23 protein-coding genes are annotated in these 26,054 nt (G+C 45.0%); 18 read left to right on the top strand and 5 right to left on the bottom strand.

Annotation, left to right across the window (positions count from 1 at the left end; translation table 11 throughout):
• Positions 1–26 precede the first annotated feature (26 nt).
• The 4 genes from C7475_RS08760 to C7475_RS08745 all read left to right on the top strand — a co-directional run bounded on the left by C7475_RS08760 (position 27) and on the right by C7475_RS08745 (position 5,559).
• Complete coding sequence (locus tag C7475_RS08760) at positions 27–1,451, top strand: hypothetical protein (protein ID WP_110052991.1); 1,425 nt, start codon at positions 27–29, stop codon at positions 1,449–1,451.
• Complete coding sequence (locus C7475_RS08755; RefSeq protein ID WP_110052990.1) at positions 1,423–2,697, top strand: GDSL-type esterase/lipase family protein; 1,275 nt, start codon at positions 1,423–1,425, stop codon at positions 2,695–2,697. The genes C7475_RS08760 and C7475_RS08755 overlap by 29 nt, the downstream gene beginning before the upstream one ends.
• Entirely contained in the window at positions 2,694–4,178 is a 1,485-nt protein-coding gene (locus C7475_RS08750; RefSeq protein ID WP_110052989.1) for an MBOAT family protein, read from the top strand. Before C7475_RS08755 ends, C7475_RS08750 begins: the two co-directional genes overlap by 4 nt.
• A 73-nt stretch (positions 4,179–4,251) precedes the next feature.
• Entirely contained in the window at positions 4,252–5,559 is a 1,308-nt protein-coding gene (locus tag C7475_RS08745) for a porin (RefSeq protein WP_199236196.1), read from the top strand.
• Positions 5,560–5,562: 3 nt separating this feature from the next.
• Here the strand turns inward: C7475_RS08745 and C7475_RS08740 are convergent, their stop codons facing one another.
• The 3 genes from C7475_RS08740 to C7475_RS08730 all read right to left on the bottom strand — a co-directional run bounded on the left by C7475_RS08740 (position 5,563) and on the right by C7475_RS08730 (position 8,358).
• Positions 5,563–6,609: a cell wall metabolism sensor histidine kinase WalK gene (locus C7475_RS08740; protein WP_233259800.1), complete on the bottom strand. Its 1,047-nt coding sequence runs from the start codon at positions 6,607–6,609 to the stop codon at positions 5,563–5,565.
• Between the two features lie 149 nt (positions 6,610–6,758).
• Positions 6,759–7,442 carry a response regulator transcription factor gene (locus C7475_RS08735; RefSeq protein WP_106600547.1) on the bottom strand — a complete coding sequence of 228 codons (684 nt, stop codon included), beginning with the start codon at positions 7,440–7,442 and terminating at the stop codon, positions 6,759–6,761.
• Positions 7,443–7,611: 169 nt separating this feature from the next.
• Positions 7,612–8,358, bottom strand: coding sequence for a DUF1003 domain-containing protein (locus C7475_RS08730; protein ID WP_110052987.1), 747 nt, complete (start codon positions 8,356–8,358; stop codon positions 7,612–7,614).
• A 124-nt stretch (positions 8,359–8,482) separates the two neighbouring features.
• Here C7475_RS08730 and C7475_RS08725 point away from each other — a divergent pair, with 124 nt between their 5' ends.
• The 10 genes from C7475_RS08725 (at position 8,483) to C7475_RS08680 (ending at position 21,225) form a co-directional block, all read left to right on the top strand.
• Positions 8,483–10,678, top strand: a complete 2,196-nt coding sequence (locus tag C7475_RS08725) for a hypothetical protein (RefSeq protein ID WP_110052986.1) — start codon at positions 8,483–8,485, stop codon at positions 10,676–10,678.
• 161 nt (positions 10,679–10,839) lie between these two features.
• Entirely contained in the window at positions 10,840–12,513 is a 1,674-nt protein-coding gene (locus C7475_RS08720) for an ABC transporter ATP-binding protein (RefSeq protein WP_233259799.1), read from the top strand.
• A gap of 226 nt (positions 12,514–12,739) precedes the next feature.
• On the top strand, positions 12,740–13,879 hold the full coding sequence (gene atpB, locus C7475_RS08715; RefSeq protein ID WP_110052984.1) for a F0F1 ATP synthase subunit A: 1,140 nt from the start codon (positions 12,740–12,742) through the stop codon (positions 13,877–13,879).
• 45 nt (positions 13,880–13,924) lie between these two features.
• A complete protein-coding gene (gene atpE / locus C7475_RS08710) occupies positions 13,925–14,206 on the top strand; it encodes an ATP synthase F0 subunit C (protein ID WP_012788904.1) in 282 nt (93 codons plus the stop codon).
• 117 nt (positions 14,207–14,323) lie between these two features.
• Positions 14,324–14,818: a F0F1 ATP synthase subunit B gene (gene atpF, locus C7475_RS08705; protein ID WP_110052983.1), complete on the top strand. Its 495-nt coding sequence runs from the start codon at positions 14,324–14,326 to the stop codon at positions 14,816–14,818.
• A 95-nt stretch (positions 14,819–14,913) separates the two neighbouring features.
• Entirely contained in the window at positions 14,914–15,474 is a 561-nt protein-coding gene (atpH, locus tag C7475_RS08700) for an ATP synthase F1 subunit delta (protein ID WP_110052982.1), read from the top strand.
• 86 nt (positions 15,475–15,560) lie between these two features.
• Positions 15,561–17,138: a F0F1 ATP synthase subunit alpha gene (atpA, locus tag C7475_RS08695; protein ID WP_110052981.1), complete on the top strand. Its 1,578-nt coding sequence runs from the start codon at positions 15,561–15,563 to the stop codon at positions 17,136–17,138.
• A 189-nt stretch (positions 17,139–17,327) separates the two neighbouring features.
• Positions 17,328–19,478 (top strand): carboxypeptidase-like regulatory domain-containing protein, encoded by a 2,151-nt coding sequence (locus C7475_RS08690; RefSeq protein WP_110052980.1) that lies wholly within the window; start codon positions 17,328–17,330, stop codon positions 19,476–19,478.
• Positions 19,479–19,534: 56 nt separating this feature from the next.
• Positions 19,535–20,182 (top strand): hypothetical protein, encoded by a 648-nt coding sequence (locus tag C7475_RS08685; RefSeq protein ID WP_110052979.1) that lies wholly within the window; start codon positions 19,535–19,537, stop codon positions 20,180–20,182.
• A 194-nt stretch (positions 20,183–20,376) separates the two neighbouring features.
• A complete protein-coding gene (locus tag C7475_RS08680) occupies positions 20,377–21,225 on the top strand; it encodes a class I SAM-dependent methyltransferase (RefSeq protein ID WP_110052978.1) in 849 nt (282 codons plus the stop codon).
• A gap of 59 nt (positions 21,226–21,284) precedes the next feature.
• Here the strand turns inward: C7475_RS08680 and pdxA are convergent, their stop codons facing one another.
• Complete coding sequence (gene pdxA, locus C7475_RS08675) at positions 21,285–22,358, bottom strand: 4-hydroxythreonine-4-phosphate dehydrogenase PdxA (RefSeq protein ID WP_110054014.1); 1,074 nt, start codon at positions 22,356–22,358, stop codon at positions 21,285–21,287.
• A gap of 115 nt (positions 22,359–22,473) precedes the next feature.
• Between pdxA and rsmA the strand changes: the two genes are divergently transcribed.
• The 4 genes from rsmA to C7475_RS08655 all read left to right on the top strand — a co-directional run bounded on the left by rsmA (position 22,474) and on the right by C7475_RS08655 (position 25,283).
• A complete protein-coding gene (rsmA, locus tag C7475_RS08670) occupies positions 22,474–23,223 on the top strand; it encodes a 16S rRNA (adenine(1518)-N(6)/adenine(1519)-N(6))-dimethyltransferase RsmA (protein ID WP_110052977.1) in 750 nt (249 codons plus the stop codon).
• Positions 23,220–24,149, top strand: a complete 930-nt coding sequence (locus tag C7475_RS08665) for an NAD(P)-dependent oxidoreductase (RefSeq protein ID WP_110052976.1) — start codon at positions 23,220–23,222, stop codon at positions 24,147–24,149. The genes rsmA and C7475_RS08665 overlap by 4 nt, the downstream gene beginning before the upstream one ends.
• Positions 24,150–24,325: 176 nt before the next feature.
• A complete protein-coding gene (greA, locus tag C7475_RS08660) occupies positions 24,326–24,799 on the top strand; it encodes a transcription elongation factor GreA (protein ID WP_110052975.1) in 474 nt (157 codons plus the stop codon).
• 88 nt (positions 24,800–24,887) lie between these two features.
• On the top strand, positions 24,888–25,283 hold the full coding sequence (locus C7475_RS08655) for an HIT family protein (RefSeq protein ID WP_110052974.1): 396 nt from the start codon (positions 24,888–24,890) through the stop codon (positions 25,281–25,283).
• Here C7475_RS08655 and C7475_RS08650 read toward each other — a convergent pair.
• Positions 25,261–25,968 (bottom strand): response regulator transcription factor, encoded by a 708-nt coding sequence (locus C7475_RS08650; RefSeq protein ID WP_110052973.1) that lies wholly within the window; start codon positions 25,966–25,968, stop codon positions 25,261–25,263. The genes C7475_RS08655 and C7475_RS08650 overlap by 23 nt on opposite strands.
• Between the last annotated feature and the right edge of the window lie 86 nt (positions 25,969–26,054).

Raw genomic sequence — 26,054 nt, 5'->3', positions numbered from 1 at the left:
ATACGAACAAATCAGATTCAGCAATTATGTCCGGCAAAAACAAAGCTGCCTATCCACTCTATATCATCTTGGGGACTTTATTATGTTTAGTGGCGCTGTCACTCATCAATAACAGTTTCTCCTTTCGGAATTTTGTAACCCGTCCCCTGGACTTGCTGGCTGATGTACGTAAAGATACATTGGTTTCTCCCACAGAAGATATTGATACAGACAACGCTTTAGCCGCTACTGACGTGCCGGCTGATTCTGCAACGACAGGTACAGATTCCATTGCAACACCTGCAATTCCAGATCCTGATCACTTACACAATTTCACTACTTATACTGGCATCATCAACTATCTGCCTCCCACAGGAGCCGACAGCAATGCAAAAGCAGGAATGCAGCATTTCCTCATGGCGCTGGATGAGTTAAAAGCAAAAAAGAGAAAGAAAGTACGGATTGCCTACTTTGGCGACTCCATGATAGAAGGTGACCTGATCACAGAAGATCTGCGGGATAGCTTGCAACATCTGTTTGGAGGGGAAGGCGTTGGTTTTGTGCCGGTTACTTCTGTAGTAGCAGGATTCAGGACCACCATCACACATACATTCTCTAAAGATTGGAAGGACTACAGTTATAAGCAGTTACCACCGTCCAATCTTTATCTGGGTATATCGGGACATACATTTGTTCCCGGTGAAGACAGCTGGATCAGGTACCAGCCGGTTAAAAAACGTGGTCTGAATAAGTTTGATCAGGTTAGTGTGTTGTATGGTCCCGTTTCTTCTGGCAACATTTCTGTGAACAATAAAGCATATGCACTTTCCGGACAACGCGCGGTTAATAAACTGTCACTGCAGCTGGATTCTGCAAAACAGGTAACGATTAAGTGGGCAGGTGGTAGTGTTGCGCCATTGTATGGTGTTTGCTTTGAAGGCGATACCGGTGTATATGTTGATAATTACTCTTTCCGTGGTATCAGCGGTATAGAACTCGGTAAATTATCCGGGCAGCTATTACAGCAAATGCAATCTGAACATCCCTATGATCTGATCGTATTGCATTACGGGGCAAATGTGTTGTGGAAGCCGGAACTGACTGACTATAAATGGTACGGAAGTCCCATGAAAAAGGTCATGGATTCCTTACGTAACGACCTGCCAAATACATCTTTCCTCGTAATAACTACGGCTGATAAATCATACAAGAAAAGTGGAACTTATATAACGGCACCAGGTGTGACTGCTTTGGTGAAGGTACAGCATGAACTGGCTAAAACGCATGGTGCAGCTTACTGGAACCTCTATGCAGCCATGGGTGGAGAGAACTCTATGACACGCTGGGTGGAGGGCGATCCGGTGCTGGCAAATAAGGACTACACTCATTTTAACAGACAGGGAGCGGCCAGAATAGGGGCGCTGCTGTATAAAGCGATGATGGATGAATATAAGCAGTTGGAACACGAGTAAAAAATGGATCATTTGTTTATTAACGGGAGTATTAACTGGCATCAGCAGTATTGCTGTAGGCCAAAGCAATGGCATATCACAGGATACAGCCCTGTACCGTTTCTTTGGTGCCTTACGTAACGCTGATAGCAACGTTATATCTGTTTTACACTTAGGGGACTCTCATATACAGGCGGGCTTTTTTCCGTTCACTACAGCCTTCTTCCTGCAACAGGATTTTGGGAGCGCAGGCAGAGGATGGGTTTTCCCATATAATCTGGCTAACACTAACGGGCCCTCCGACTATCGTTGGAATAGTACAGGCAGGTGGGAAGCGGATAAGATCATTGACAGGAATAAATCCACTGATATACTGGGACCGGGTGCAATAGTCCTTACGTCCAGAAATGATGCGCCTACGCTGGCATTCAATGGCAGGCAGGATGACGACAGGATGGACAATAATATTCGTCAGGCTGAGTTATTCTTTGATCCGGGCACAGACGATTCTACCATCAGTGTACCAGGAGCCGGTGTGGATATTTCCCCTGCTCCATTCGAAGGAGGACGGCCTACATTAAGAAAGGCGTCATTGACATTCCCTGCGCCCGTTCAGTCCTTTCAGGTAAGGTGGGACAGGCAGAATGCACAGCCTTTCAGGTTCTACGGAGCACTGCTGCAAAATGGTCACAATGGAGTGTTATATAGCGCGGTAGGGATCAATGGTGCCATGTTCCAGCATTACAATGAAAACAATAATACGCTGATAGCGGAAATGGAAGTGATGCAGCCACAGCTGGTGATCATTTCCCTGGGAACTAATGAGGCTTATGGCAGCCTGAATGCTGCGGCATTCCGTGCACAGATAGATGATGCTGTGAAGATGGTAAAAAGATATCAGCCGAATGCATGTATCGTGTTGACAACGCCACCGGAGTGTAAACGGGTGAGCAAAAAGGCGTACAGGAGAAAAGTGGGGAAGAAATATAAGACGTATTACCGCGTGGCATATTATCCTAATCCTTATATAGCAATAGTAACTCAACAGATCATGAGTTACTGCCGGGAGAATGGGCTGGCTTGCTGGAATTTCAATAGTGTGAACAAGGCGATGATGAAAAGCTTTGCAGGTGGATGGTCTGGCGATCATATCCATTTCAATGCAAGAGGTTACCAGTTGCAGGGCAAACTCTTATATGAGGCATTACGTAATAGCTATGATAAATTTTTAAAAGTAGAAAAGACCCATAAAATTTTAGCTGAATGATTGATTTGAATAAGCTGCTGGAGATTCTACAATACCAGAAAGACGATCCTATACTGTTCAACAGCGCTTTTTTCTTTTATTTCTTTGCCTTCTTCCTGCTTTGCTACCTGGCGGTAGGCCGTAGTAAGGAAGGACGGGTATGGGTGTTTACTATCTTTTCCCTTTACTTTTTCTATAAAGCCTGCGGCATGTATGTCGGATTGGTGGTTCTCTCTGCCATTGTTGATTTTAACCTGTCCAGATACATATATGATTCGGAGAGCAAGCGGGAACAGAAAGCATTACTGATCCTGAGTATCTTTCTTAACCTCGGGCTATTGTTCTTTTTCAAATACACCGATTTCTTTATCGGTATCACCAATGATCTGCACCTGGGTAAGATAGAGCCACTGAAGTTGCTGTTGCCTATCGGTATTTCTTTTTATACTTTCGAGAACCTCAGTTATACCATTGATGTGTACAGGCGTGAAATAAAGCCGGTAGACAATTTCATGGACTACCTCTTCTTTCTGTCATTCTTCCCTAAACTGATGATGGGACCTATTGTAAGGGCGGCAGATTTTATTCCACAGATCTCAAAGCCTTATGTACTTGATTCAGAGGATATAGGGAAAGGGATGTACCTGATCTTAGGAGGGTTATTCAAAAAGGTAGTGATCTCCGACTTCATTAATCAGAATTTCGTTCAGTATATTTTTGACGATCCTTCCAAACATACTGGACTGGAGTGCCTGTTAGGTGTATATGGGTATGCCATGATCATTTATTGCGATTTCTCCGGTTATTCTGATATGGCACTGGGTATAGCCAGATGGACTGGTTTTAAGATCCCGCCAAACTTCGATTCTCCTTACCAGAGTTCCAGTATCACTGAATTCTGGCGCCGCTGGCACATTTCGCTTTCATCCTGGTTAAGGGATTACCTGTACATCCCGCTGGGGGGGAACCGTAAAGGGAAGGTCCGCCAGTATATTAACCTGGGCCTGACTATGCTGATCGGCGGTTTCTGGCATGGGGCCAGCTGGAACTTCATCTTCTGGGGTGCAATGCACGGCAGTGCACTGGCGGTAGATAAAGTGAGACTGGACTGGCTGAAAAAGCGTGGGGGAGGTGTTACCGGGTGGCCGGGCACACTGCTGAAAATAGGCGGTATCCTGCTCACATTCCACTTTGTTTGCTTCTGCTGGGTATTCTTTAAGGCAGCTACTTTCCAGGACGCCTGGGCCTTATTGCACCAGGTAGTATACGATTTCCAGCCTGAAGTATGGTTGGAACTGTACAATGGCTATACGGCTGTATTCTGGGTTATGCTGCTGGGTTTTATATTGCATTTCCTGCCGAAACGCACAGAGCTGTTCACGGAACAGGCCCTGTCACGTGTTCCGGTGGTGGGAAGCGTGGTGATCATGGTAGTTTTCATCTGGTTACTGGTACAGGTGAAGTCTTCTGAACCTATGATGCCGATCTATCTCCAGTTTTAGAGTCGTTATCTTTTTGTTATCAATTTCTTTTTCCGTTGTTTTGCGCAAATTTTCCTGAATGCGACTAAAACATATGGCAATCATTTGCTTGCCTTTGTTCTTTTCCGGTATTGCCAAAGCACAGTTTCTGATGGATATGATAGATACCACTACCAGCGTAGGAAAAGGTATGTTCTCATTATATCAGAAGTATGACGCCGTGCGTTTTAGCGGGTATATTCAACCCCAATTCCAGTATGCCTCCTCAAAGGGTATAAATAGCTATGCCGCCGGTAATTTTCCTAATGAAGTAGATAACAGGTTCTCGCTGCGCCGTGGCCGTTTCCGCCTGGATTACACACGGTATGATGAGGCGCGTATGCCCGTAGTACAGTTTGCTTTTCAGTTTGATGGTACGGAAAGGGGCGTGTTTATCCGTGATTTCTTTGGACGCATTTTCGAAAACAAGTGGGACGTCTTTTCCCTGACAGCAGGTATGTTTGCCCGTCCGTTCAGCTATGAAGTGAATCTGTCTTCCGGTGACCGTGAAACGCCGGAACGTGGACGTATGTCGCAGATCCTGATGAGAACTGAACGCGATATCGGCGCTATGGTTACTTTTGAGCCCCGCCGTCCCAACCACCCTTTAAAATTTCTGAAGATAGACGCCGGCTTATTCAATGGGCAGGGACTGACTGCAACCAGCGATTTCGACAGCCATAAAGACTTTATTACCCGTGTGGCGGTAAAACCGATTAAACTCAACAGCAGGAACTGGCGATTGTCGGGAGCAGTTTCCATGCTGTACGGGGGAATGGAACAGTTTACCCAATATATTTATAAAATGGGGCATGACGCTGATAAACCGGCTTTTTATGTTGACTCCTCAGTTACAAATAAAGGAAGGATCGCTCCCCGGCATTATTACGGCACAGATGTCCAATTCAAGGTGCCTAACGGGAAAAATAAGGGTGCTACGGAGATCAGGTTAGAATACATGCGTGGTTCCCAAACAGCAACGGCCAGTACCACAGAAACACCTGGTACGATACCTGTTAGCGGAGGTGTGAATGCGCCTCTCTATATCCGGAATTTTGATGGAGCTTACCTCTACCTGTTACAGAACCTGGGTAGTCCGATGAACCTGATAGTAATGAAGTACGACTGGTACGATCCCAACAAAAAAGTAAAAGGGATGGAAGTCGGCGCTGCAAATAGTGGAATGACCCCGGCAGATATTCGTTATAATACACTGGGACTCGGCTTTGTGCATTATTTCAATGCCAATATGAAGGTTATGCTGTACTACGATTACGTGAAGAATGAGTCAACCTCCCTGGAGGGATATACTGACGACGTACCTGACAATGTGTTTACCTGCAGGTTGCAATATCGTTTCTGATATTTATTCGCCCGATTCCAGGGTGAAGCCGAAGGTGGAGCCTATTTCAGGTTTACTCCGGATGTTAATAGTCTGACCATGGGCTTCAATAATATGTTTTACGATAGCCAGCCCCAGGCCGGTACCACCTATATCACGGCTGCGAGCCCTATCTGTCCGATAGAAACGTTCAAATACGCGGGGGAGGTGTTCCTCCGCTATCCCGATACCATCGTCTGATATTTCGATCAACACACGTTTATCGTCCATTACATAGATGCTGGCTACAGTATGACCGTCGGTACGGCCGTATTTGATGGAATTATCCACCAGATTGATCAGTACCTGCCTTACCTTCTCTTTGTCTGCCAGTACATGGATAGGCGCCTCACAACCCTTCTTCACATTGAACTTTATACCCTTAGTGTTAGCTTTAAGGGACAGTGTGTCAAAAACATCCTTGATAAGCTCCTGGATCACAAAATTCTCACCGTTGATGGTCATTTCCCCACTTTCCAGCTTGGAGATCTCATCCAGGTCATCAATCAGGCGGCAAAGTCTGTCAATGTTCTTGGTAGCATTTTTCAGGAAAAGTTTGTTAACGTTCGGGTCTTCCAATGCCCCGTCAAGGAGCGTATGGATATAACCCTGTACGGCGAATATGGGCGTTTTCAGTTCGTGACTGAGGTTCAGCAGGAACTCTTTACGGAATTCTTCATTTCGGCGCAGCATATCCAGCTCTTCCTTCTTCTGGCTGGCCCATTTTTCAACATCTTCACTTACTTCTTCGATCGTTTTCAGGGGCAGGATGTTCTTGTTGAAGAACTCTTCCCTTTTGGAAGCTTTGGTCTGATAAATGAATTTGTAAATGAGTTTTATTTTCCTGTAGATGAAGTTCTGCAACGTGTACAGGTACAAGTAGTAAGACACCAGGAAGGTGAGTATAAACGCGATCAGTACTATTTTCCAGTGAGCATTTATTAATAGGGTGCCCATTGTAATAATAACCGAAAGTATAAGGGCAGTAAATCCTGCCAGTTTTTGTGGAGAAAGATTCTTGGCTTTAAACATACTCCATAATGAGTAATCTTTATAATAGCGGGAAATTAAACCAATTTTTTCACTTGACATAACACACGAGGCTGGACACGCAATGCCCTGTTGCGCATCTCTGAGTAGAAGAATAACGGTTAAATTGTAAGTATCTGAGCGGGCGCCTGTTACATTTCGAACTTATAGCCCACGCCCTTAACGGTTGTAATGAGGTCAATACCGATCTTCTGCCGTATCTTACGGATATGCACGTCGATGGTACGGTCGCCTACTATTACTTCTGTACCCCATACCTGGTTCAGTATCTCGTTACGGAGGAACACACGGCCGGGTTTTGACGCCAGTAACTGCAGCAGTTCAAATTCTTTCTTTGCCAGGATGATTTCCTGACCTTTGTATGTCACTGTGAATTTTTCGCGGTCGATGATCAGATCTCCCAGTTGCACCTGCATATCTTCAGGTTTGTGCAAACGGCGGAAAAGGGCGTTGATACGGCTTACCAGCAATTTTGGTTTGATAGGTTTAGCGATATAGTCATCGGCACCCATGTTCAAACCATCTATTTCTGATTTTTCATCGTTCAGTGCAGTGAGGAACAGCACCATGGTATCTTTAAATTCAGGGATCTTTCTGATCTCGCGACAGGTATCAATACCGTTTTTATTCGGCATCATGATATCCAGCATGATAAGGTCGGGGCGGAACACTTTTGCTTTCTGAACAGCCTCACTGCCATCTTTCGCCGTGATTGTATCGTATCCGGCTGATTTCAGATTGTAGCTGATTATTTCCAGAATATCAATCTCATCGTCCACCACCAAAATTTTACCTGCAACCGCTTGGTCTATCATATAAATTGACTTTTAAAGACGGCACAAAATTATAACGCCGCCTCCGCTATTAATGAAAAGTTAACATTATCTAATTGTTAATTCGATCGTAAAGTACAACAGCAGAGGGATACCAGCTATACAAAAGTACGCTATTTTTTATGGAAGCAGCAAGGCGAAAATAGTATTATTAAGCCTGTCCGCTATTTGTATGTTTCTGATTATTATCGTTTCCAGCAATCTTTTTTAATGCCTGATTAACTTCATTAAGCATTTCCAGCTGGGTTTGCTGTATTTCCATCATATCCTGCTGCTGATGAAGAATGAGGTGGTCTATTTTCTCGTGCAATATCCTCACTTCCAGCTCCGATTTCAGGTTGATCATATAGTCATTTTTAGCCCTTTGCCTGTCTTTCTCTTCCTGCCTGTTCTGGCTCATCATGATGACCGGCGCTTGTAATGCAGCCAGACAGGATAAAATAAGGTTCAACAGAATAAAGGGGTAGGGGTCAAATCCTTTATTGGCCAGCCAGTAGATGTTGAGAGCCATCCAGATCAGGATAAACGTGAGGAACATGATGATGAAGGTCCAGCTGCCACCAAAGCTGGCTATTTTGTCGGCCACCCGCTGTCCGAATGTGAAATTAGTGGAGTTATCCCCGTCATCCAGTTTATCAGTGAGGGTTTCATGTTCTTTTAGCTTTTGAAGGACCATCTTTTCCATTTCGGTTAATTCGCCTATCTCTTTGGCAAACAGGTGCTCCAGGTACTTTTGCCGGTATTCGTTCAGTTCGGAGATGGCCAGATGGGATTTGGGTGAAATATGCGGATGGTCTTTCCTGACCATTTCCAATATGTTTTTGCTGACGCTGCGGCAATGTACTTTCTCTGATGTAGGGAATGATTTCCCTGACATATCGCTAATAAACGTTTGCATATGACACTCACTGTTTTGGAGGCCTAAAAGTACGCTAATAAGGCCGGAAATGCGGTGCTGTGGTATTTTGGTAGTAAATTTGCTATACTAGCTTTATAAGTAAGAGTAAAGCATATTTATATTAATGAAAAGAATTATAACTGTTATCTTATTGCTAGCCGGTTTCCATAACCTGCTGCATGCACAAACGCAAAAAGTTGAAATACCTATCGGAAGAATCGGTTTCCACGATAACATTGATAAAGAACAGGCTGCTGCCTTGAAATTTGACGGTAAGGCAGATGATTTGGTACGCATATCAGACGATCAGACCTTGAATTTGCAGGTTACAAATGCGTTGATCAAACAGATCGACGATATGCAGACCCAGATTGAGTTGGATTCTACGCTGGACCATCGTCTAAAGATAAAATATCTTTCGGGTCTGTATGTAATGATCCATGACTATAACAACAAGCGTACTTATCGCAAAATAGCGCCTGAAGAAGCGCCTTCCATGGTGCAGGCTTATCGTGATATGATGAAGGCCGATATTAAGGGGGGCAGCATTCTGCCTTACGTGCAGAACCTGTCTTATGATGCCGGTGAGAAGATGATCGAACCTTTCCGCGACAATCCGGGATACAAGGACGCCCGTGGCGTTTTGTTTGCAAAATTTGCATTTAATAACCTGGCCACCGTAATGTCGGTAATAGGCAACTACCTGGAATATCCGGCTACAGATTCCGTGATAGCAGCGGTTGCACGGAAATATCCGAATCAGGTACTGACCTATGCTACTTCATATACGCCCGTAGCTACTGCTATCAAAAAGAACCAGGACCCGATCGTACAATTGATCGTTCAGATAGGTAACTCCGGGCAATCCACCCTGATACTGCCGTTCATCGATGAACTGATGGCTGGTACTACTACTGTAGAAAAGCTGTCTGCTATTGTCGATAATGAAGACCAGTACTTCAAACAGTTGGTAAAGAGCGCCATCGCGTTGCAAAGCCGTAAGAACAACGGTGAAAACATCATCGGTCTGAAGGCAATGCTGGAAAACCTGCAGGCCCGTTCTCTGCACTACATCCGCGAAATGAATGACCTGCATGAAGAGCCGGCGAATGTGCGTTTCCGTATAGTGAAAGATTTTACGCCTGAAGAGCTTTATTACCTGATCGTAAATGGTCAGGAAGAGTTATACACATCCAGTTATACCAATCACAGCAACGCCGGTCTTTATGACCAGATGATGGCACGTATGAAACCGGCACGTGGAGATAGTTTGCTGATGCTGGTGGAATTTGACAGGTTCAAGAAGTTCATCGCTATGGCTGCCGGCTTTAATACGCTGGACAACTTCCTGAAATCCATGGCTCCTGAAAATGCGAACTACCTCATGAAGAAATATGTAAGCAGCCTGGAAAAGACGGAAGACCTGGAAGATGCGGTTGACGTAGCCAACTCTTTCGGTAGTATCCGCGATCCTAAACTGCTGGCTTTCCTGCGTGAAGAAGTGCAGAAGAATTACATATTCGTGTCCCGTAAGAAAGAAAGAAGAGGTACGGTGATCTATGAACTGTTAGGTAGCCTGTTCGATACGGAAACAGATAAAGGCAGTGATTCTACTAAAGCGAGCCAGATGGCCGCAAAATTACAGTTACCGCCTATCAACTTCGTGACATATAATGCATTGTTGAGCGACAGCGGTATGGTTTATCAGCAGGTGTTCTTCTACGGAGATAAAGATGGCCATGATTCTTATGTAAGCTTTATGGGTAACTTCCCGGCAAGTGAATGGAAAATAAGCAGGAATAAATTCTGGACTACCATTCAGTCTATCAAGGGTAAGCCGATCACTATTTTTGCCAATCTTCCATTGGAGGAGCCGGAAGATAAAACTGCGATTCAAAAGCTGAGTGAATATCTCGATGAGAACGATATTCATCCGACAGTGTTCATCCATCGTGGTCATAGTTATCATGTGAATACGACCCTCGACAATCTGCAAAGTTCTGCCAAGATTGTAGTACTGGGTTCCTGTGGTGGCTATCACAATCTGGCCATTGTATTGCAGAAATCGCCGGAAGCACATATTATCTCTTCTAAACAGGTAGGTACCCGATTCGTGAATGAACCGATCATCCGCACGCTGGACGAAACCATTCGCAGTGGTAAGAATGTAGACTGGGTACAGATGTGGGCTAGCCTCGGCAAACGGTTTGCAGGAGACGCCCGCAATAAAGAGCTGTTCAGCGACTATGTACCGCCACACAAAAACCTGGGAGCGATCTTTATCAAGGCCTATAAACAGATCATGAAAGAGGATAAGTAAACGAATTGTGAAATAAAGAAAAAGCCCTCCGGCAATATTGCCGGAGGGCTTTTTCTTTATACTTTTGTACGGTGGAAAATACAGCGGTCAAGAAGGTTTTTGATATTAGCTTATTAAGGAGGATATTCACTTTTGCAGTTCCATACAGGCGCTCGTTCTATATGTCGATGTTCCTGACGGTATTACTCGCCGTCATCTCACCTATGAGGCCTTACCTGATACAGCTAACAGTAGATAAATACATATCCGGTCAGCTTATGCAGATGCTGATCACCATTACTATTATCCAGGTATTGCTATTGCTGCTGGAAACGGTGATGCGCTTTTATTTCTCTTATCTCACCAACTGGCTGGGACAGTCTGTGATAAAGGATCTCCGGGTAACGGTATACAAGAAGATCGTACATCTTAATCTTGGTTTCTTTGACAAGACCCCGATAGGTACGCTTACTACACGTACTATCAATGATATTGAGGCCATTAACGATGTCTTCTCTGAAGGCCTGATCTCCATCATAGCCGACATGCTGATGATCATAGCGATCCTGGTCGTAATGTTTGTGGAAGACTGGCGTCTTACGCTTGTCAGTCTTTCCCCCTTCCCGGTATTGATCATTGCGACTTATATTTTTAAGGAAAGTGTGAACAAGTCTTTCTATCGCGTAAGGAATGCGGTATCAGCCCTGAATGCGTTTGTACAGGAACATCTGACAGGTGTGGCGATCGTGCAGGCCTTTACTGGTGAAAAGCGTGAATACGCACGGTTCCGACAGATCAATAAAGAACACCGGACCGCCAACATAGATGCAATTTTTGCTTATTCTGTATTCTTCCCTGTAGTGGAAATCATCCTGGCTATTTCTCTTGGCCTGATGGTATGGTGGGGCTCCAATAAAGTACTGAATTACGAAGTGTCACAGGGTGTGATGATCGCTTTCATCATGTACCTGAACATGTTATTCCGTCCGCTGCGTATGCTGGCCGACAAGTTCAATACACTGCAAATGGGAATGGTAGCCAGTGAGCGGGTATTCCGGATCATGGACAGCGACGACCAGATCGCCGATACAGGATCAAAAGATGCCGTGGATATGAAAGGCGCTATTACTTTCGATCATGTTTACTTTGCCTATAAAGATGCGGAATATGTGTTGAAAGACATTGACTTCGCTGCCCGTCCTGGCGAAACGATCGCTATTGTAGGACATACAGGTTCCGGCAAAACAACGATCATCAGTATCCTGAACCGGCTGTATGACATACAAAAAGGCCGTATCCTGATAGATGGCACTGATATTAAGGACTATACATTGTCTGCGCTGCGCAGTAAGATAGGGGTGGTATTGCAGGATGTGTTCCTGTTTGCGGGCTCTGTATATGAGAATATAACGCTTCGTAATCCCGCTGTTACGAAAGAGGAGGTAGAGTCAGCATCCCGGATGATAGGCCTGCACGACTTCATTATGCAGCTGCCGGGCGGTTATGACTACCAGGTGATGGAGAGGGGGAGCACTTTGTCCCTGGGACAGCGTCAGCTGATCTCGTTTGTCCGCGCGCTACTGTACAACCCGTCAATCCTCATCCTGGATGAGGCGACATCTTCTGTCGATACAGAATCAGAAATGCTGATCCAGCAGGCTATCGATAAGCTGATATCCGACCGGACCTCTATCGTCATCGCTCACAGACTTTCTACCATCAGCAAGGCCAGTAAGATCATCGTGCTGGATAAAGGCGAGGTCAGGGAAATGGGGACTCATGAGGAACTCCTTAAAATGGGAGGATTTTACTATAAGTTACACAGCATGCAGTTCAAGCAGGCGGGAGTGGCATAAGTTAAATGTGGTAACATGTATTTAGGTGTCCTTGTCAGAATGGGGATTTCTTTAATCTGAGGTGTGGCAGTTGAGCAGAAATATCTTTCATTTAAGTAAATAATTCAATATGTTATGAACGAGAGGGACCGTATTTTGCGGTCCCTCTTTAGTTGTACATATTTTTCGTAGTCGCGTACCTTTTTGATAATAAAACTGCTATCTTTGCGCAAAATTTCAGAAAACGGTGATTTCCTACACTCTGTCCAAATATAGACTGGTAGCCCTTATTGTTGCACTTAGCATAAGTGGTTTTAGTACGTTTGCGAATACTTCCGAATCTCATGAAGAGGAGAAGAAGGGTTTTGATGCCAAGGAAGTGCTTCTTGGCCACGTGAAAGACGCACATGACTGGCATCTGTTCAGTCTGGGAGAAACACATGTTACGCTTCCTTTGCCGGTTATCATCTACAACAAGGATAAAGGAATTTCCTCCTTTTCTTCTTCTGCTTTCCACCATGGGCATGAGTCCCATGAGGGTTATCGCCTGGTAAACAAGCATTACCGCGAGGAAAAAGGTCTGGAAGAGGCTAAATATCCTGACGAGAAGATCATTGCGGTAGATGCAAATAATAATCCTACCGGTGAGGAGATCTACGATTTTTCCATTACCAAGAACATCACTTCTATGATCATCGCAGCTATCCTGCTGATCTGGATGATGATGAGTGTAGCAAAAGCTTACACTACCAGAGGTTCCAAGAAAGCCCCTAAAGGTCTGCAGAGCCTGATGGAGCCGGTGATCATCTTTATTCGCGACGAGGTGGTAAAACCAAACATCCCTGGTTTGAGCGCTGAGCGTTACACACCATTCATTCTGACTATCTTCTTCTTTATATTGATAAACAACCTGTTAGGTTTGTTGCCGGGTTCAGCTAACGTCACCGGTAATATCGCAGTTACTTTCGCCCTGGCCCTGATCAGCTTTATTGCTACTATGATCAGCGCAAACAGGCATTTCTGGAGCCATATCTTTAACCCTCCTGTACCAGGATGGGTAAAACCGATACTGGTACCGGTTGAGATCATTGGTATCTTCACCAAACCGGTTTCCCTGATGATACGACTGTTCGCCAACATCCTGGCTGGTCACATCATTATCCTGAGTATTATCTCCCTGGTATTTATCTTCGGTTCCCTGAACAAAGGTGCTGGATACGGTTTCTTACCGATCACTGTACTGTTCAACATCGTAATGATGATGCTGGAACTGCTGGTGGCCTTTATCCAGGCGTTCATCTTTGCTAACCTGACAGCAGTGTTCATCGGACAGGGTATGGAAATGCCTCATCATGATCACCATGACGACGGTCACAAGGCCCATTAATTATTATAGGACAAATTAGTAATCAAATATAAATACACATTCATTATGGCAATTTTAACTGTTTTATTGCAGGCTGCTCCTGAAGCTGCTGCAGCTGCTGCTGCTTCAGCAGGTCTGGCTAAGGCTGGTGGTGCTATTGGTGCTGGTATCGCTGCGATAGCAGCTGGTATCGGTGTAGGTAACATCGGTAAAAGCGCGCTGGAATCCATCGCTCGTCAGCCAGAAGCTGCAAACGACATCCGTGCAAACATGATCCTGGCTGCGGCGCTGGTAGAGGGTGTTGCCCTGTTCGGCGTTATCGCTGGTCTGTTGGCAGTAGTGCTGTAAGGCTAAACTTTTTACTGCATCCGGCGCACAGGGCAATGGATGCAGTAATGTTTTACAAAGGATGTGTATCCGGATTGCTTATCAATCAACTTGCGAACCAAATAAATATTCATAATCATGGATCTGTTACAGCCCGCGTTAGGCTTGTTTTTCATTTCGTTACTCATATTCGTTATTGTATTCCTCATCCTCAAGAAATTCGCGTGGAAACCAATCCTCTCTACGCTGAAAGAAAGAGAAACCTCAATTTCTGACGCTATTGCATCTGCAGAAAGAGTGAAGGAAGAAATGGCGCAGATGAAAGCTGAACATGAGCACGTACTGCAGGAAGCAAAAGCTGAGAGAAGTAAGATTCTGAAGGAAGCAAAAGATGCTAAAGATCAGATCCTCAGTGAAGCTAAAGCGCAAGCTCAGCTGGAAGCTAAAAAGATCATCAGCGAAGCTTACACTGCTATCGACAACCAAAAAATGGCTGCTCTGACAGACGTTAAAAATCAGGTTGGTAAACTGGTGATAGAAGTAGCGGAAAAGGTGTTACGTAAAGAACTGTCCGACAAGGCAGCTCAGGAAGGTTACATCAAAGAACTGGCTGGAGAAATCAAATTAAACTAAAGCGATAGGCTGGCAAGCCGGAAGCTACAGGAGTTAGATGATACGATTATCTTTCCCTGTAGCTTTCCCTTGAAAGCTAAAAGATATAATATAATATGCAGAATCCCCGTTTAGCATCCCGGTATGCAAAATCTCTGGTAGATCTGGCCTCCGAAAAAGGACAGCTGGAAGCTGTACATGCAGATATGCTGTTTATGCAGCAGCTGTCTAAGAGCAATCCAGACGTGGTAGCACTGCTGAAAAGCCCTATTGTTAAGCCTGACAAGAAGCAGCAGATCCTTGCTGCCATCTTTGAAGGACGCATCAATACTATCACTGCCGCTTTCGTGAAGCTGCTGGTAGTAAAAGGAAGGGAAAGCAACCTGCCGGAAATTGCGCAGGAATTCAGCAAACAGTATGATGTGCTGAAAAACATCAGCAAAGTGAAGATCACCACCGCAGTTCCATTGGACGCAGCTGTGCTGGATCTGATCAAATCCAAAGTACAGGCAGGAACCGACAAACAGGTAAAACTGGAAGCAGCTGTAAATGCTGATCTGATCGGTGGTTTTGTACTGGAATCCAATAACAAACTGTTTGATGCTTCCGTACAGCGCGATCTGGCCGATATCAAAAAACAGTTCGCTGAGAACATCTACGTCCCTGCAATCAAGTAAACAATTAACAGCAGCCGCTGCGTACACGCAAAGCTGTTGTCGTTATATTTATTCATTTTAACGACCTTTTATAAAAAGCATACATTATGGTGGAGATAAAACCTGATGAAATTTCGGCGATATTACGCCAGCAACTAAGCAACTTCAATGCTGCTGCCGACCTGGAAGAGGTAGGTACTGTATTGCAGGTGGGAGACGGTATCGCTCGTATATATGGATTGAACAACGTTGGTTATGGAGAACTGGTGGAGTTTGAAAACGGTGTAAAGGCCATCGCATTGAACCTGGAAGAAGACAACGTGGGTGTGGTATTGATGGGTGAATCCGGAGAGATCAAAGAAGGTTTTAAAGTACGCCGTACCGGCCAGATCGCTTCCATTAAAGTGGGCGAAGGCATGGTTGGACGTGTTGTAAATACTTTGGGTAACGCCATAGATGGTAAAGGCCCAATCACTGGCGAACTGTATGAAATGCCACTGGAACGTAAAGCTCCGGGCGTTCTGTTCCGTGAACCAGTAAAAGAACCACTGCAGACCGGTATCAAGGCGATCGATGCTATGATCCCTATCGGCCGTGGACAGCGTGAGCTGGTGATCGGTGACCGTCAGACCGGTAAGACCGCGATCTGTATCGACACTATCATCAACCAGAAGGAATTCTTCGACGCTGGTAAACCAGTTTATTGTATCTACGTAGCAGTAGGTCAGAAAGCATCTACCATTGCAGGTGTAATGAAAACCCTGCAGGAAGCTGGCGCTATGGCTTACACTACTATCGTTGCAGCTGCTGCAGCTGATCCTGCACCGCTGCAGTTCTACGCTCCATTCGCTGGTGCCGCAATCGGTGAATTCTTCCGTGATACCGGTCGTCCTGCCCTGATCATTTATGATGATCTGTCTAAACAGGCCGTTGCTTACCGTGAAGTATCCCTGCTGCTGCGTCGTCCTCCAGGCCGTGAGGCTTATCCAGGTGACGTATTCTACCTGCACTCCCGTTTGCTGGAACGTGCTGCGAAAGTGATCAGCAAAGACGAAATCGCTAAACAGATGAACGATCTGCCAGAATCAATCAAACACCTGGTAAAAGGTGGTGGTTCCCTGACAGCATTGCCTATCATCGAAACACAGGCTGGTGACGTATCTGCATACATCCCAACTAACGTGATCTCCATCACCGATGGTCAGATCTTCCTGGAATCCAACCTGTTCAACGCCGGTATCCGTCCTGCGATCAACGTGGGTATCTCTGTAAGCCGCGTAGGTGGTAACGCTCAGATCAAATCCATGAAGAAAGTATCTGGTACCCTGAAACTGGACCAGGCTCAATACCGCGAAATGGAGGCCTTCTCTAAATTCGGTGGTGACCTGGATGCTGCTACCAAAGTAGTACTGGATAAAGGTGCCCGTAACGTGGAAATCCTGAAGCAGGCTCAGTTCGCACCATACGCCGTAGAAAAACAGGTAGCTATGATCTACCTGGGTACAAACGGTTTGCTGCGTGAAGTTCCTGTGAAGAATGTAAAAGCATTCGAGGAAGCTTTCCTGAACGAAATGGAAGTGCGTCTGCCGGAAGTACTGACCGAATTCAAGAAGGGTAACCTGCCTGAAGACGGTATCAAACGTATGGTAACTCTGGTAAACGAACTGAAACCAAGATTCGCTTAATCAGCATACATCTTTTTTATCTAGCCTGCCGGTTTTACCGGCGGGCTTTTTTATTCCCTATCTTTACGCACAATTCCTACCGACAAATCCCCTGTTTTTACCGAGATTCTTCCCTGTTTTTGCCTTTTATGGATTGAATAGGGACCGTTATGAGAGTAGTTTTGTTTTGTTAAAATTTCAACATCCCCCATGAAACAACTTAACCTGATTCTGTTTACACTCTTCTTACCGGTTTGCATAATGGCTCAACAGCGCATTACCGGCAAGATCACCGATAGCAAAAAGCGCCCTTTACAAGGGGTGAATGTTGCAATAAAGGATTCTTATGATGGCGCTACCAGTGGAAAAGATGGTAGTTTCTCATTTACTACCGATGCTAAAGGCGTTCAGTATGTTACAGCTACATTGCTGGGATATGCCAACCAGGAACAAAAAGTATTTATCAGTGGAACGCTGGAAGTGAATATTATCATGCGTAATAACATCAATGACCTGAAAGTGGTGACCATCACTGCCGGTAGTTTTGAAGCCAGCGATGAGGGTAAGACCACCGTGCTGAAACCACTCGATATTGTTACTACTGCAGGTGCGGGCGCGGATATCGTTAATGCACTGAAAACATTACCAGGTACGCAACAAACGAATGACAGGGAGGGCCTGTTCGTACGAGGTGGTACAGGTTATGAAACGCAGACCTATATTGATGGAATGCTGGTGCGTAACCCATTCTTTTCCGGCTTACCTGATCAACCCGGCCGTGGCCGTTTCTCTCCTTTCCTGTTCAAGGGAACTACCTTCAGCAGCGGCGGCTATTCTGCCCAATACGGCCAGGGCTTGTCCTCCGCTCTGATCCTTGAGTCAACAGACTTGCCACAGCGTTCATCTTATACACTCGGCGCTTCAGTGATCGGCATAAGCGGCGGATTAGAAGAACTGATGAAAGACAAAAAAGGTTCCTATGGTATTGAAGCTGATTACACAAATCTGGGGCCTTACCTGGACGTCCTGAAACCTAAGTTCAGGTTCAGCGCAAAGCCGGTAATAATGGGCGGTTCTGCCAATTTCAGGAGGAAGACTTCGAACACCGGTATGCTGAAATTTTACGGATACGCGAACAAGACCCATATGGGTACTATCCGTCCAAGCCTGGAACATCCTGGTTATGAGGAGCAGTTTGAGCTGAGAAATCATAATGTCTATACTAACCTGACATACAAAGAGAGCCTGGGTAATGACTGGAAATTCAATGCTGGAGTATCTTATAGCGTAAATGTCGATAAGATAGACCTGGACACATTGAATAAAAGTGCGTCGGCCAAAGTGAAGAACCAGTCAGAACTGGCACAGGTTAAAGCAATGCTGACAAAAGGTTTGGGGCAATATTCCCTGTTGCGTTTTGGAGGGGAATATCAATATGGTGTAGAGAAGGCAGCCTTTAATAACTGGCCGGCAAACTATGTAGACAACTACACTTCCGGCTTTGTTGAAAGCGATATCTATTTTACACCGAGATTGGTGGGACGTTTTGGGGGAAGGGTAGAATACACTTCCAGGATTGCTAAAGCTAATGTGGCGCCTCGTGTATCACTCGCTTATAAACTCACAGGTTTAAGTCAGGTATCTTTTGCATACGGTGACTTCTATCAGAAGCCTGAACAACAATACCTCCGTTTCAAACCCGATCTCGGATATATGAAGGCCACACATTACATCGGTACATACCAGTGGGTAGCTAAAAACTATACACTAAGAGTGGAAGCCTTTTACAAAAAATATCACGACCTGGTTAAGACCAGTCCGGATACAACAACCTCCGGAACCGGCTATGCAAAAGGTATTGAGCTATTCTGGCGCGACCGTAAAACAATTAAAAATACTGATTACTGGATCTCTTATTCATACCTGGATACAAAGCGTAATTACCTGAACTATCCATTCGAAGTACAGCCGGATTTCGCTGCGAAACACACTTTCAGCCTGGTGTATAAATATAACATACCTGCTATTTCTACCAATTTAGGAGTGACGTATAGCTTTTCAACCGGAAGGCCATATTACAATCCTACTTTACCGGAAAGCAAGTTTATGTCTGAAAAAACAATGACATATAATTCAATCGGATTAAGCGCCAGCTATCTGACTTCTATCCGTAAAGCGTTCACCATATTCATATTGTCAGTGTCCAATGCACCGAACTTCAGACAGGTATATGGCTACCGTTATTCTTCTGACAAGCTGCGTAGGGAGGAGATCGTGCCTAACATTCCCCGGTTCATTTACCTCGGTATGTTCATGAACTTTGGAATAGACAGAAGACAGGATGTTATTAACAATCTATAGCCCATTCTAGAACCACTATTATAAATCACGTTAACACTTTTAAAAACACTTTTACAATGAAGCGTATCTTGTTTTCCATTTGTCTGTTGGTAGGTCTTGCATCGGCGTCTATGGCGCAGAGTGCACAGTATGAAGCTGTCATGGGCAGGAATGTAGCCATGCTGGATGACTCCACCAGTTTTAACCCTGACAAATTACTGGAGATCGGCAACACCTTTGAACGTATTGCCGCGGCAGAAAAAACACAGTGGCTGCCTTTTTATTACGCAAGCTATTGCTATGTTATGAGTGCGCTCATGCAGAGGGACAATGACAAAGTAGATGATCTTGCAGATAAAGCAGCTGTAAATATCGAACAGGCGGAAGCGATCAGCCCGAAGAATGATGAGATAGATTGTATCAAATCTCTGGTAGCTACTTCCCGTATTCGTGTAGACCCGCCTTCAAGAGGTATGAAATATGGTATGGAGTCTGCCGAATTATTAGTGAAGGCTAATCAGACGAACCAGGAGAATCCGAGGGTTTATCTCCTGCAGGGACAGGCGTTGTTCTACACACCTGAACAATTTGGCGGAAGTAAAACTGAAGCAAAGAAAAAATTCGAAGTAGCTCTGCAGAAGTTCAGCACTTTTAAACCGGCAAGCAGCATTGCCCCTCATTGGGGTGAAGCATATGCAAAAGGATTGATGGCACAGATAAAATAAAATAAAAGATAAGTTATAAGGACCATTGATCAGGGACCAGGAATTAATGCAGCGTTCATTGCGTTAATTTCTTGTCCCTGAATGTTAATGTTAATTCCTCCTATCCTGCAATACGGTATCAGTTGTTCGGATTACCTTTAATTAGCGCGTTAACAATTAACCCTGCCATCTGTTAACCTTGAAAAGTAAATTCCATGAAAACTGGTGTGAACAAGCTAAGCGTGGCATCTACTTCCGCACTTGTGCTGACCTATGTCAAAAGCCTTTATGAAGAAGGGTTAGGAAAAAAATATCTTGCCCATATCGATTTCAGCCAGGTAAAGAATCTGGCCGATGAATTAAGCCGCATTACCCCTTTATTCCGCGAAGCATTATTACTGCGAAAGAAAATGATCAGGTATCTGATCAGGCAGTTGATGAGACAACATCCCCGGCAACAGGTCTGTATACTGGCCGCCGGATTGGACCCGCTTGCCCTGCAGCTGACAGAATATTTTCCGGAGCAGCAACTTGCTAATATTTATGAGGTGGACAGTGCCAATATGCGGGAGAAGCAGGAGATATATGCCGCTATTTCTTTCCATGACGACAGACTACATACATTACAGGCTGATATCAATAATACCAGTCAGCTGATGGGAACATTGATCGAAGCGGGATATGACCCGCAACAGCCGGCTCTGATCGTATTTGAGGGTATCATGCACTATATCTCTGAAGAACAGTTCCTGAGTATCATGAGGAACTTCTGTTCGAGAACGAAGAATAATGCAGTGCTCATGGATTATATGGTTCATGCGGAAGGGATGTCGGTCAGCTCATCGACAAAGGCGGAAGAAATGCTGGATACGATGGAAAGTTATATTGGCAGCCGCCTGCAGCAATTCAGCCGTAAAAAGATACAGAACCTGTTATCACTGCTGGACGCTGATCGGCAGGAGGTATATGATATGCAGGCAGCGGAATTTGTTCTTAGCGGACAGAATAATATCTATCGTGGAGAGCGGAAAGGCTTACTGGAGATTATTTCCTTTCATATCTAAATCGGATCATAAAGAAGAAGGGAGCGCTGTTTTAATAGCGCTCCCTTCTTCTTTATGGTTTAAGCCAGTTTCTCTGAAACCAGCTCTATTTTCTTGAGCGGATTGGCGGTATTCTCCGCATATGTTTCCCTCTTCTCCAGGATATCAAGGCAGGTAAAAATGGCCTGACGGAAGGAATCGGCATCTGCCAGGTTCTTACCGGCAATGTCAAATGCGGTGCCGTGGTCAGGAGAGGTCCGTACAATCGGCAATCCGGCTGTATAGTTAATGCCGCTGCCGGTAGCCAGTGATTTGAACGGGATCAGGCCTTGGTCGTGATACATGGCCAGAACACCATCGAACTGGCTGTGCATTTCACGGGCGAAGAAAGCATCGGCGCTGTATGGTCCGAAGCAGAGAAGGCCATTATTCTTAGCCTGCTGAATCGCAGGAATGATCTCTTTGATCTCTTCTTCTCCTATCAGTCCGTCGTCTCCGGCATGAGGGTTCAGTCCCAGCACGGCGATGCGTGGCTTGTCAATGCCGAAATCTTTCACCAGGCTGTCCTTCATCATCTGAAGTTTGGCCAGGATGTTTTCTTTGGTGACATATTTGGAGATCTCTGATACGGGTACATGCTCGGTCAGCAGCCCTACACGCATATTGTCGGCCGTCATGAACATGAGCACGTCTTTCGCATCAAAAGCGTCCCGGAGATAAGGCGTATGACCGGTGTAATTGAATTGTTCGCTCTGGATGTTCTTCTTGTGAATAGGAGCGGTGATCAGTCCCTCTATCGTGCCTTCTTTCAGGCACTCGATGGCTACTGCCAGTGAGCGGGCGGCATATTTGCCTCCCACTTCATTGAGAACGCCCGGGGTGATCTGTACTTCTTCCTCCCAGCAGTTGAAAACGTTCACCTGCTTATGGTTCAGGCGGGTGAAGTCTTTCAGGCTCTGGTAATTGAAGTTGTTCTCATTCATCAGCTTCCGGTAGAAGTTGATGGTTTTATTGGAAGCAAATATCACCGGGGTGCAAAACTCCAGCATCCTGTTGTCTGCAAAGGTTCTGATGATGATCTCTGCGCCGATGCTGTTGATATCGCCGACAGTTATGCCGATTACCGGTTTATTTGTGTGGGTGTTGCTACTCATGCGTATTTGAGAAATAATAAGGCAAATATAAGAATAATAGCCGGGAAGCTGTACAGGCTGATCACCTCTATCTTGCAGCATTGCGCTAAGTTTTCCTTAATTTTGCAGGCTAATCATGTATACACTCAAAAAATCGCTGGGACAGCATTTCCTGAAAGATGAGAATATCTGCAGGAAGATCGTGGAATCATTACCTGTAATACCCGGTCAACAGATAGTGGAAGTAGGCCCTGGAGCCGGCGCCATTACCAAATACCTGCTGGAAATACCAGATGTACAGTTTAAAGCCGTGGAGCTGGACGCCGAAAAAGTTCAGTACCTGGAAAAGACATATCCTGCCATACAGGGCAAGATCATACATGAGAGCATCCTGGATACACCGCCTCCTTACGAGGGCCAGTTCCTGGTGATCGGTAACTTCCCTTACAATATTTCCTCCCAGATCATGTTCCGCATCCTCGAATGGAAGCAGCAGGTCCCATTGGTCGTGGGCATGTTCCAGAAGGAAGTGGCACTACGTATTGCTGCCACTAAAGGGAAGGAATACGGTATACTGAGTGTGTTGATCCAGGCTTACTATAAAGTGGAATACCTGTTTGAGGTACATGAAAACTGCTTTAATCCTCCACCGAAGGTGAAATCTGCTGTGATCAGGCTCCACCGGCTGGAGCAGTCATATGATATAGCGAGCGAGCGCAAGTTCTTTGTACTTGTAAAAACGGCTTTTGGCCAGCGGCGCAAGCAGTTGCGAAATCCGTTAAAGCCGTTATTTGATAAGGAATTTCTTCAGGACAGCATTTTTAATAAAAGGGCAGAAGAGCTGAGCATCGCCGATTTCGCAGCTTTAACCCACAAGATGATATGAGCAGGAAAGTATTGATCACCGCAAAGGTGCACAGTTATCTGATCGATAAACTGGAAGAGAAAGGATATGAGGTAAGTTACCAGCCTTCCATTACATATGACGAGGTAGCAGCCGGGATCTCCGAATTTATCGGAATGATCGTAACGACGAGGATCAAGGTAGACAAAGCTTTGATAGACCGGGCTGGCAGGTTGCAATGGATAGGCCGATTGGGAAGTGGTATGGAACTGATAGATGTGCCTTATGCAGAAAGTAAAGGCATTCATTGTGCCAGCAGCCCTGAAGGGAACTGTGACGCAGTAGGAGAGCAGGCGCTGGGTATGTTATTAAGCCTGGTGAATAATATACAAAAAAGTAACCTGGAGCTTCGCCAGGGTATCTGGGAAAGGGACGGCAATCGTGGTTTTGAGCTGAATGGCAGAACGGTGGGCATCATTGGATATGGTAATACCGGAGGCGCCTTCGCACGTAAATTACGGGGCTTCGATGTGGAAATCCTGGCGTATGATAAATACAAGACCGGTTTCAGTGACAAATATGTGCAAGAGGCTACTATGGACCAGCTTTTTGAAAAGGCGGATGTAGTAAGCGTACATTTGCCGCTCACTGCAGAGACGCATCATCTGGCCAACGCTGCTTTCTTCCAGTCTTTCAAAAAACCGGTATGGTTTATCAATGCGGCGAGAGGAAAGCTTGTAAATACAGATGACATGGTCAGTGCGCTGGACGCAGGAACAATAAGAGGGGCCTGCCTGGATGTACTTGAAAATGAAAAACTGTCCACTTACAGCGCTGCTGAAAGAGAACGGTTCGAGAAGCTGTTACATATGCCTAATGTGATCATTACCCCACATATAGCAGGTTATTCACATGAAGCCAGTGTAAAAATGGCAAGGATCGTACTGGAGAAGTTGCATGTGATTTAACACATAGTTTTACTATTCGGCCTCTTCTATTATAAATACTGTAAATATGACAATATTTATTGGGGTATTTCGATAAGGTGATGTAAAAAATATTATATTTGCTGTATACCAATTTTACAACGCTTCTGTGCAAACGGGGGCGTTGATTTTTTTTCTTATTTCTAAAACATAACGTTATGTCTGGTATAAACTACGTTACCAAAGAGACCCTGGACCAGATGCGGGAGGAGCTTAACTATCTCAAGACCAAGGGTCGTGCGGAGATTGCTAGAGCTATTGCAGAAGCGCGGGAAAAAGGTGACCTCAAAGAAAATGCTGAATATGATGCTGCCAAGGAAGCGCAAGGAATGCATGAAGCAAAACTTGCCTCTCTGGAAAGTGCTATAGCAACGGCTAGAGTGGTGGAAGCAGATTCCATTGATACCTCCAAAGTATCCATATTGTGTAAGGTAACTATTACAAATATGGCTAATAAGAAGACATTTACATATCAGCTGGTTTCTGAAAAGGAAGCAGATCTGAAACAGAACAAGATCTCTGTTACTTCTCCTATCGGAAAAGGCTTGCTGGGTAAGACCGTAGGTGAGATTGCTGATGTACAGGCTCCGAATGGCAGCATGAAGTTTAAGATCGATAATATTACGATATAAGGTATAATATCATTAAATGAAAAGGCCGCCCTTGTTGGACAAGGACGGCCTTTTTTTTATACCTTTATGTCCATTAAAAAGAGGACCCATGACTGTTTTTACAAAGATCATCAAAGGTGAGATCCCGAGTTATAAAATAGCCGAGAATGATAGTTTCTATGCCTTCCTGGATATCTTTCCACTGGTAAAAGGTCATACGCTCGTAGTACCTAAAATAGAGATTGATAAATTTTTTGATCTGAGGGATGATCTGTTAGGAGAGTTGTTATTGTTTGCAAAGCCTATAGCGGAATCATTAGAGCGCCATTTTCCCTGCAATCGTGTAGGTATAAGCGTGGTCGGCTTAGAGGTACCACATGCACATATGCATTTGATACCTATCAATACGGCAGATGATATGAACTTTTCACGGCCCAAGCTGAAGTTATCAGAAGAAGAATTCAGGGCAATACAGCAGCTGATCACAGCTGACCTGGAACGTTGAACCGGAACCCTACGCCATGAAGGGTTTCTAGTTTGATAGAGGGGTCTGACCGGAAGTGTTTCCTGAGTTTAGTGATGAATACGTCCATGCTGCGGCCCAGGAAGTAATCATCTTTACCCCATACATGAAATAATATTTCTTCCCTCTTAAGGGTTTTATTGGCATTATCACAGAGGTACTTCAGCAGGTCGGCTTCTTTTTGGGTAAGAGTGCTGGAAACTTCTCCGTTCTTTTCACGGAGTATGAGGTCATTATAGTCAAATGTCAGTTTGCCTATATTGTATTGGGTACGCTTTTCCGCCGCAACGCTATTGGCAGTTTTACTCCTTTTCAGGAATACTTCAATGCGCAGCAGGAGTTCCTGCATACTGAAAGGTTTGGTAATATAGTCGTCTGCGCCGGTTTTGAAGCCTTTGATCTTATCCTCATCCAGTGCTTTCGAGGTTAGAAAGAGTATGGGAATGAAGTCGTTTTTTCTACGGATCTGTTCTGCCAGTGTAAAGCCATCTTTTTTCGGCATAACAACATCCAGTAAACATATGTCAAAGGTCCGCGACTGGAACTGCTCCCAGGCCATTTGTCCGTCTGTGCTATGTACCACATCGTAGCCCGCTTCTTCTAATCGTTTCTTTGTTACCGCACCAACATTTTGATCATCTTCCACCAATAGGATTCTTGCTTTCATAGCTTGTGATGCTGATTATATAAATACCATACTTCCATGGTGTAAAGCCCCAATTACCGTCTGGGAGCGTTTATGAGGATTTTAAT

The organism is Chitinophaga sp. S165 (assembly GCF_003182155.1).
Lineage (GTDB): Bacteria > Bacteroidota > Bacteroidia > Chitinophagales > Chitinophagaceae > Chitinophaga.
This window is presented reverse-complemented; position numbering and strand designations above follow the sequence as displayed.

What these genes read in the sequence shown, in the direction of transcription:
- C7475_RS08730 (WP_110052987.1), bottom strand. Translation starts at nt 8,358, where the DNA reads ATGCAAACGTTTATTAGCGATATGTCAGGGAAATCATTCCCTACATCA.
- C7475_RS08655 (WP_110052974.1), top strand. Translation starts at nt 24,888, where the DNA reads ATGACTGTTTTTACAAAGATCATCAAAGGTGAGATCCCGAGTTATAAA.
- C7475_RS08720 (WP_233259799.1), top strand. Translation starts at nt 10,840, where the DNA reads ATGTCGATGTTCCTGACGGTATTACTCGCCGTCATCTCACCTATGAGG.
- C7475_RS08755 (WP_110052990.1), top strand. Translation starts at nt 1,423, where the DNA reads ATGAATATAAGCAGTTGGAACACGAGTAAAAAATGGATCATTTGTTTA.
- atpH (WP_110052982.1), top strand. Translation starts at nt 14,914, where the DNA reads ATGCAGAATCCCCGTTTAGCATCCCGGTATGCAAAATCTCTGGTAGAT.
- greA (WP_110052975.1), top strand. Translation starts at nt 24,326, where the DNA reads ATGTCTGGTATAAACTACGTTACCAAAGAGACCCTGGACCAGATGCGG.
- C7475_RS08735 (WP_106600547.1), bottom strand. Translation starts at nt 7,442, where the DNA reads ATGATAGACCAAGCGGTTGCAGGTAAAATTTTGGTGGTGGACGATGAG.
- C7475_RS08740 (WP_233259800.1), bottom strand. Translation starts at nt 6,609, where the DNA reads ATGTTTAAAGCCAAGAATCTTTCTCCACAAAAACTGGCAGGATTTACT.
- C7475_RS08725 (WP_110052986.1), top strand. Translation starts at nt 8,483, where the DNA reads ATGAAAAGAATTATAACTGTTATCTTATTGCTAGCCGGTTTCCATAAC.
- C7475_RS08745 (WP_199236196.1), top strand. Translation starts at nt 4,252, where the DNA reads ATGGCAATCATTTGCTTGCCTTTGTTCTTTTCCGGTATTGCCAAAGCA.
- C7475_RS08750 (WP_110052989.1), top strand. Translation starts at nt 2,694, where the DNA reads ATGATTGATTTGAATAAGCTGCTGGAGATTCTACAATACCAGAAAGAC.
- C7475_RS08680 (WP_110052978.1), top strand. Translation starts at nt 20,377, where the DNA reads ATGAAAACTGGTGTGAACAAGCTAAGCGTGGCATCTACTTCCGCACTT.
- C7475_RS08690 (WP_110052980.1), top strand. Translation starts at nt 17,328, where the DNA reads ATGAAACAACTTAACCTGATTCTGTTTACACTCTTCTTACCGGTTTGC.
- atpF (WP_110052983.1), top strand. Translation starts at nt 14,324, where the DNA reads ATGGATCTGTTACAGCCCGCGTTAGGCTTGTTTTTCATTTCGTTACTC.
- C7475_RS08665 (WP_110052976.1), top strand. Translation starts at nt 23,220, where the DNA reads ATGAGCAGGAAAGTATTGATCACCGCAAAGGTGCACAGTTATCTGATC.
- atpE (WP_012788904.1), top strand. Translation starts at nt 13,925, where the DNA reads ATGGCAATTTTAACTGTTTTATTGCAGGCTGCTCCTGAAGCTGCTGCA.
- atpA (WP_110052981.1), top strand. Translation starts at nt 15,561, where the DNA reads ATGGTGGAGATAAAACCTGATGAAATTTCGGCGATATTACGCCAGCAA.
- C7475_RS08685 (WP_110052979.1), top strand. Translation starts at nt 19,535, where the DNA reads ATGAAGCGTATCTTGTTTTCCATTTGTCTGTTGGTAGGTCTTGCATCG.
- rsmA (WP_110052977.1), top strand. Translation starts at nt 22,474, where the DNA reads ATGTATACACTCAAAAAATCGCTGGGACAGCATTTCCTGAAAGATGAG.
- pdxA (WP_110054014.1), bottom strand. Translation starts at nt 22,358, where the DNA reads ATGAGTAGCAACACCCACACAAATAAACCGGTAATCGGCATAACTGTC.
- C7475_RS08760 (WP_110052991.1), top strand. Translation starts at nt 27, where the DNA reads ATGTCCGGCAAAAACAAAGCTGCCTATCCACTCTATATCATCTTGGGG.
- C7475_RS08650 (WP_110052973.1), bottom strand. Translation starts at nt 25,968, where the DNA reads ATGAAAGCAAGAATCCTATTGGTGGAAGATGATCAAAATGTTGGTGCG.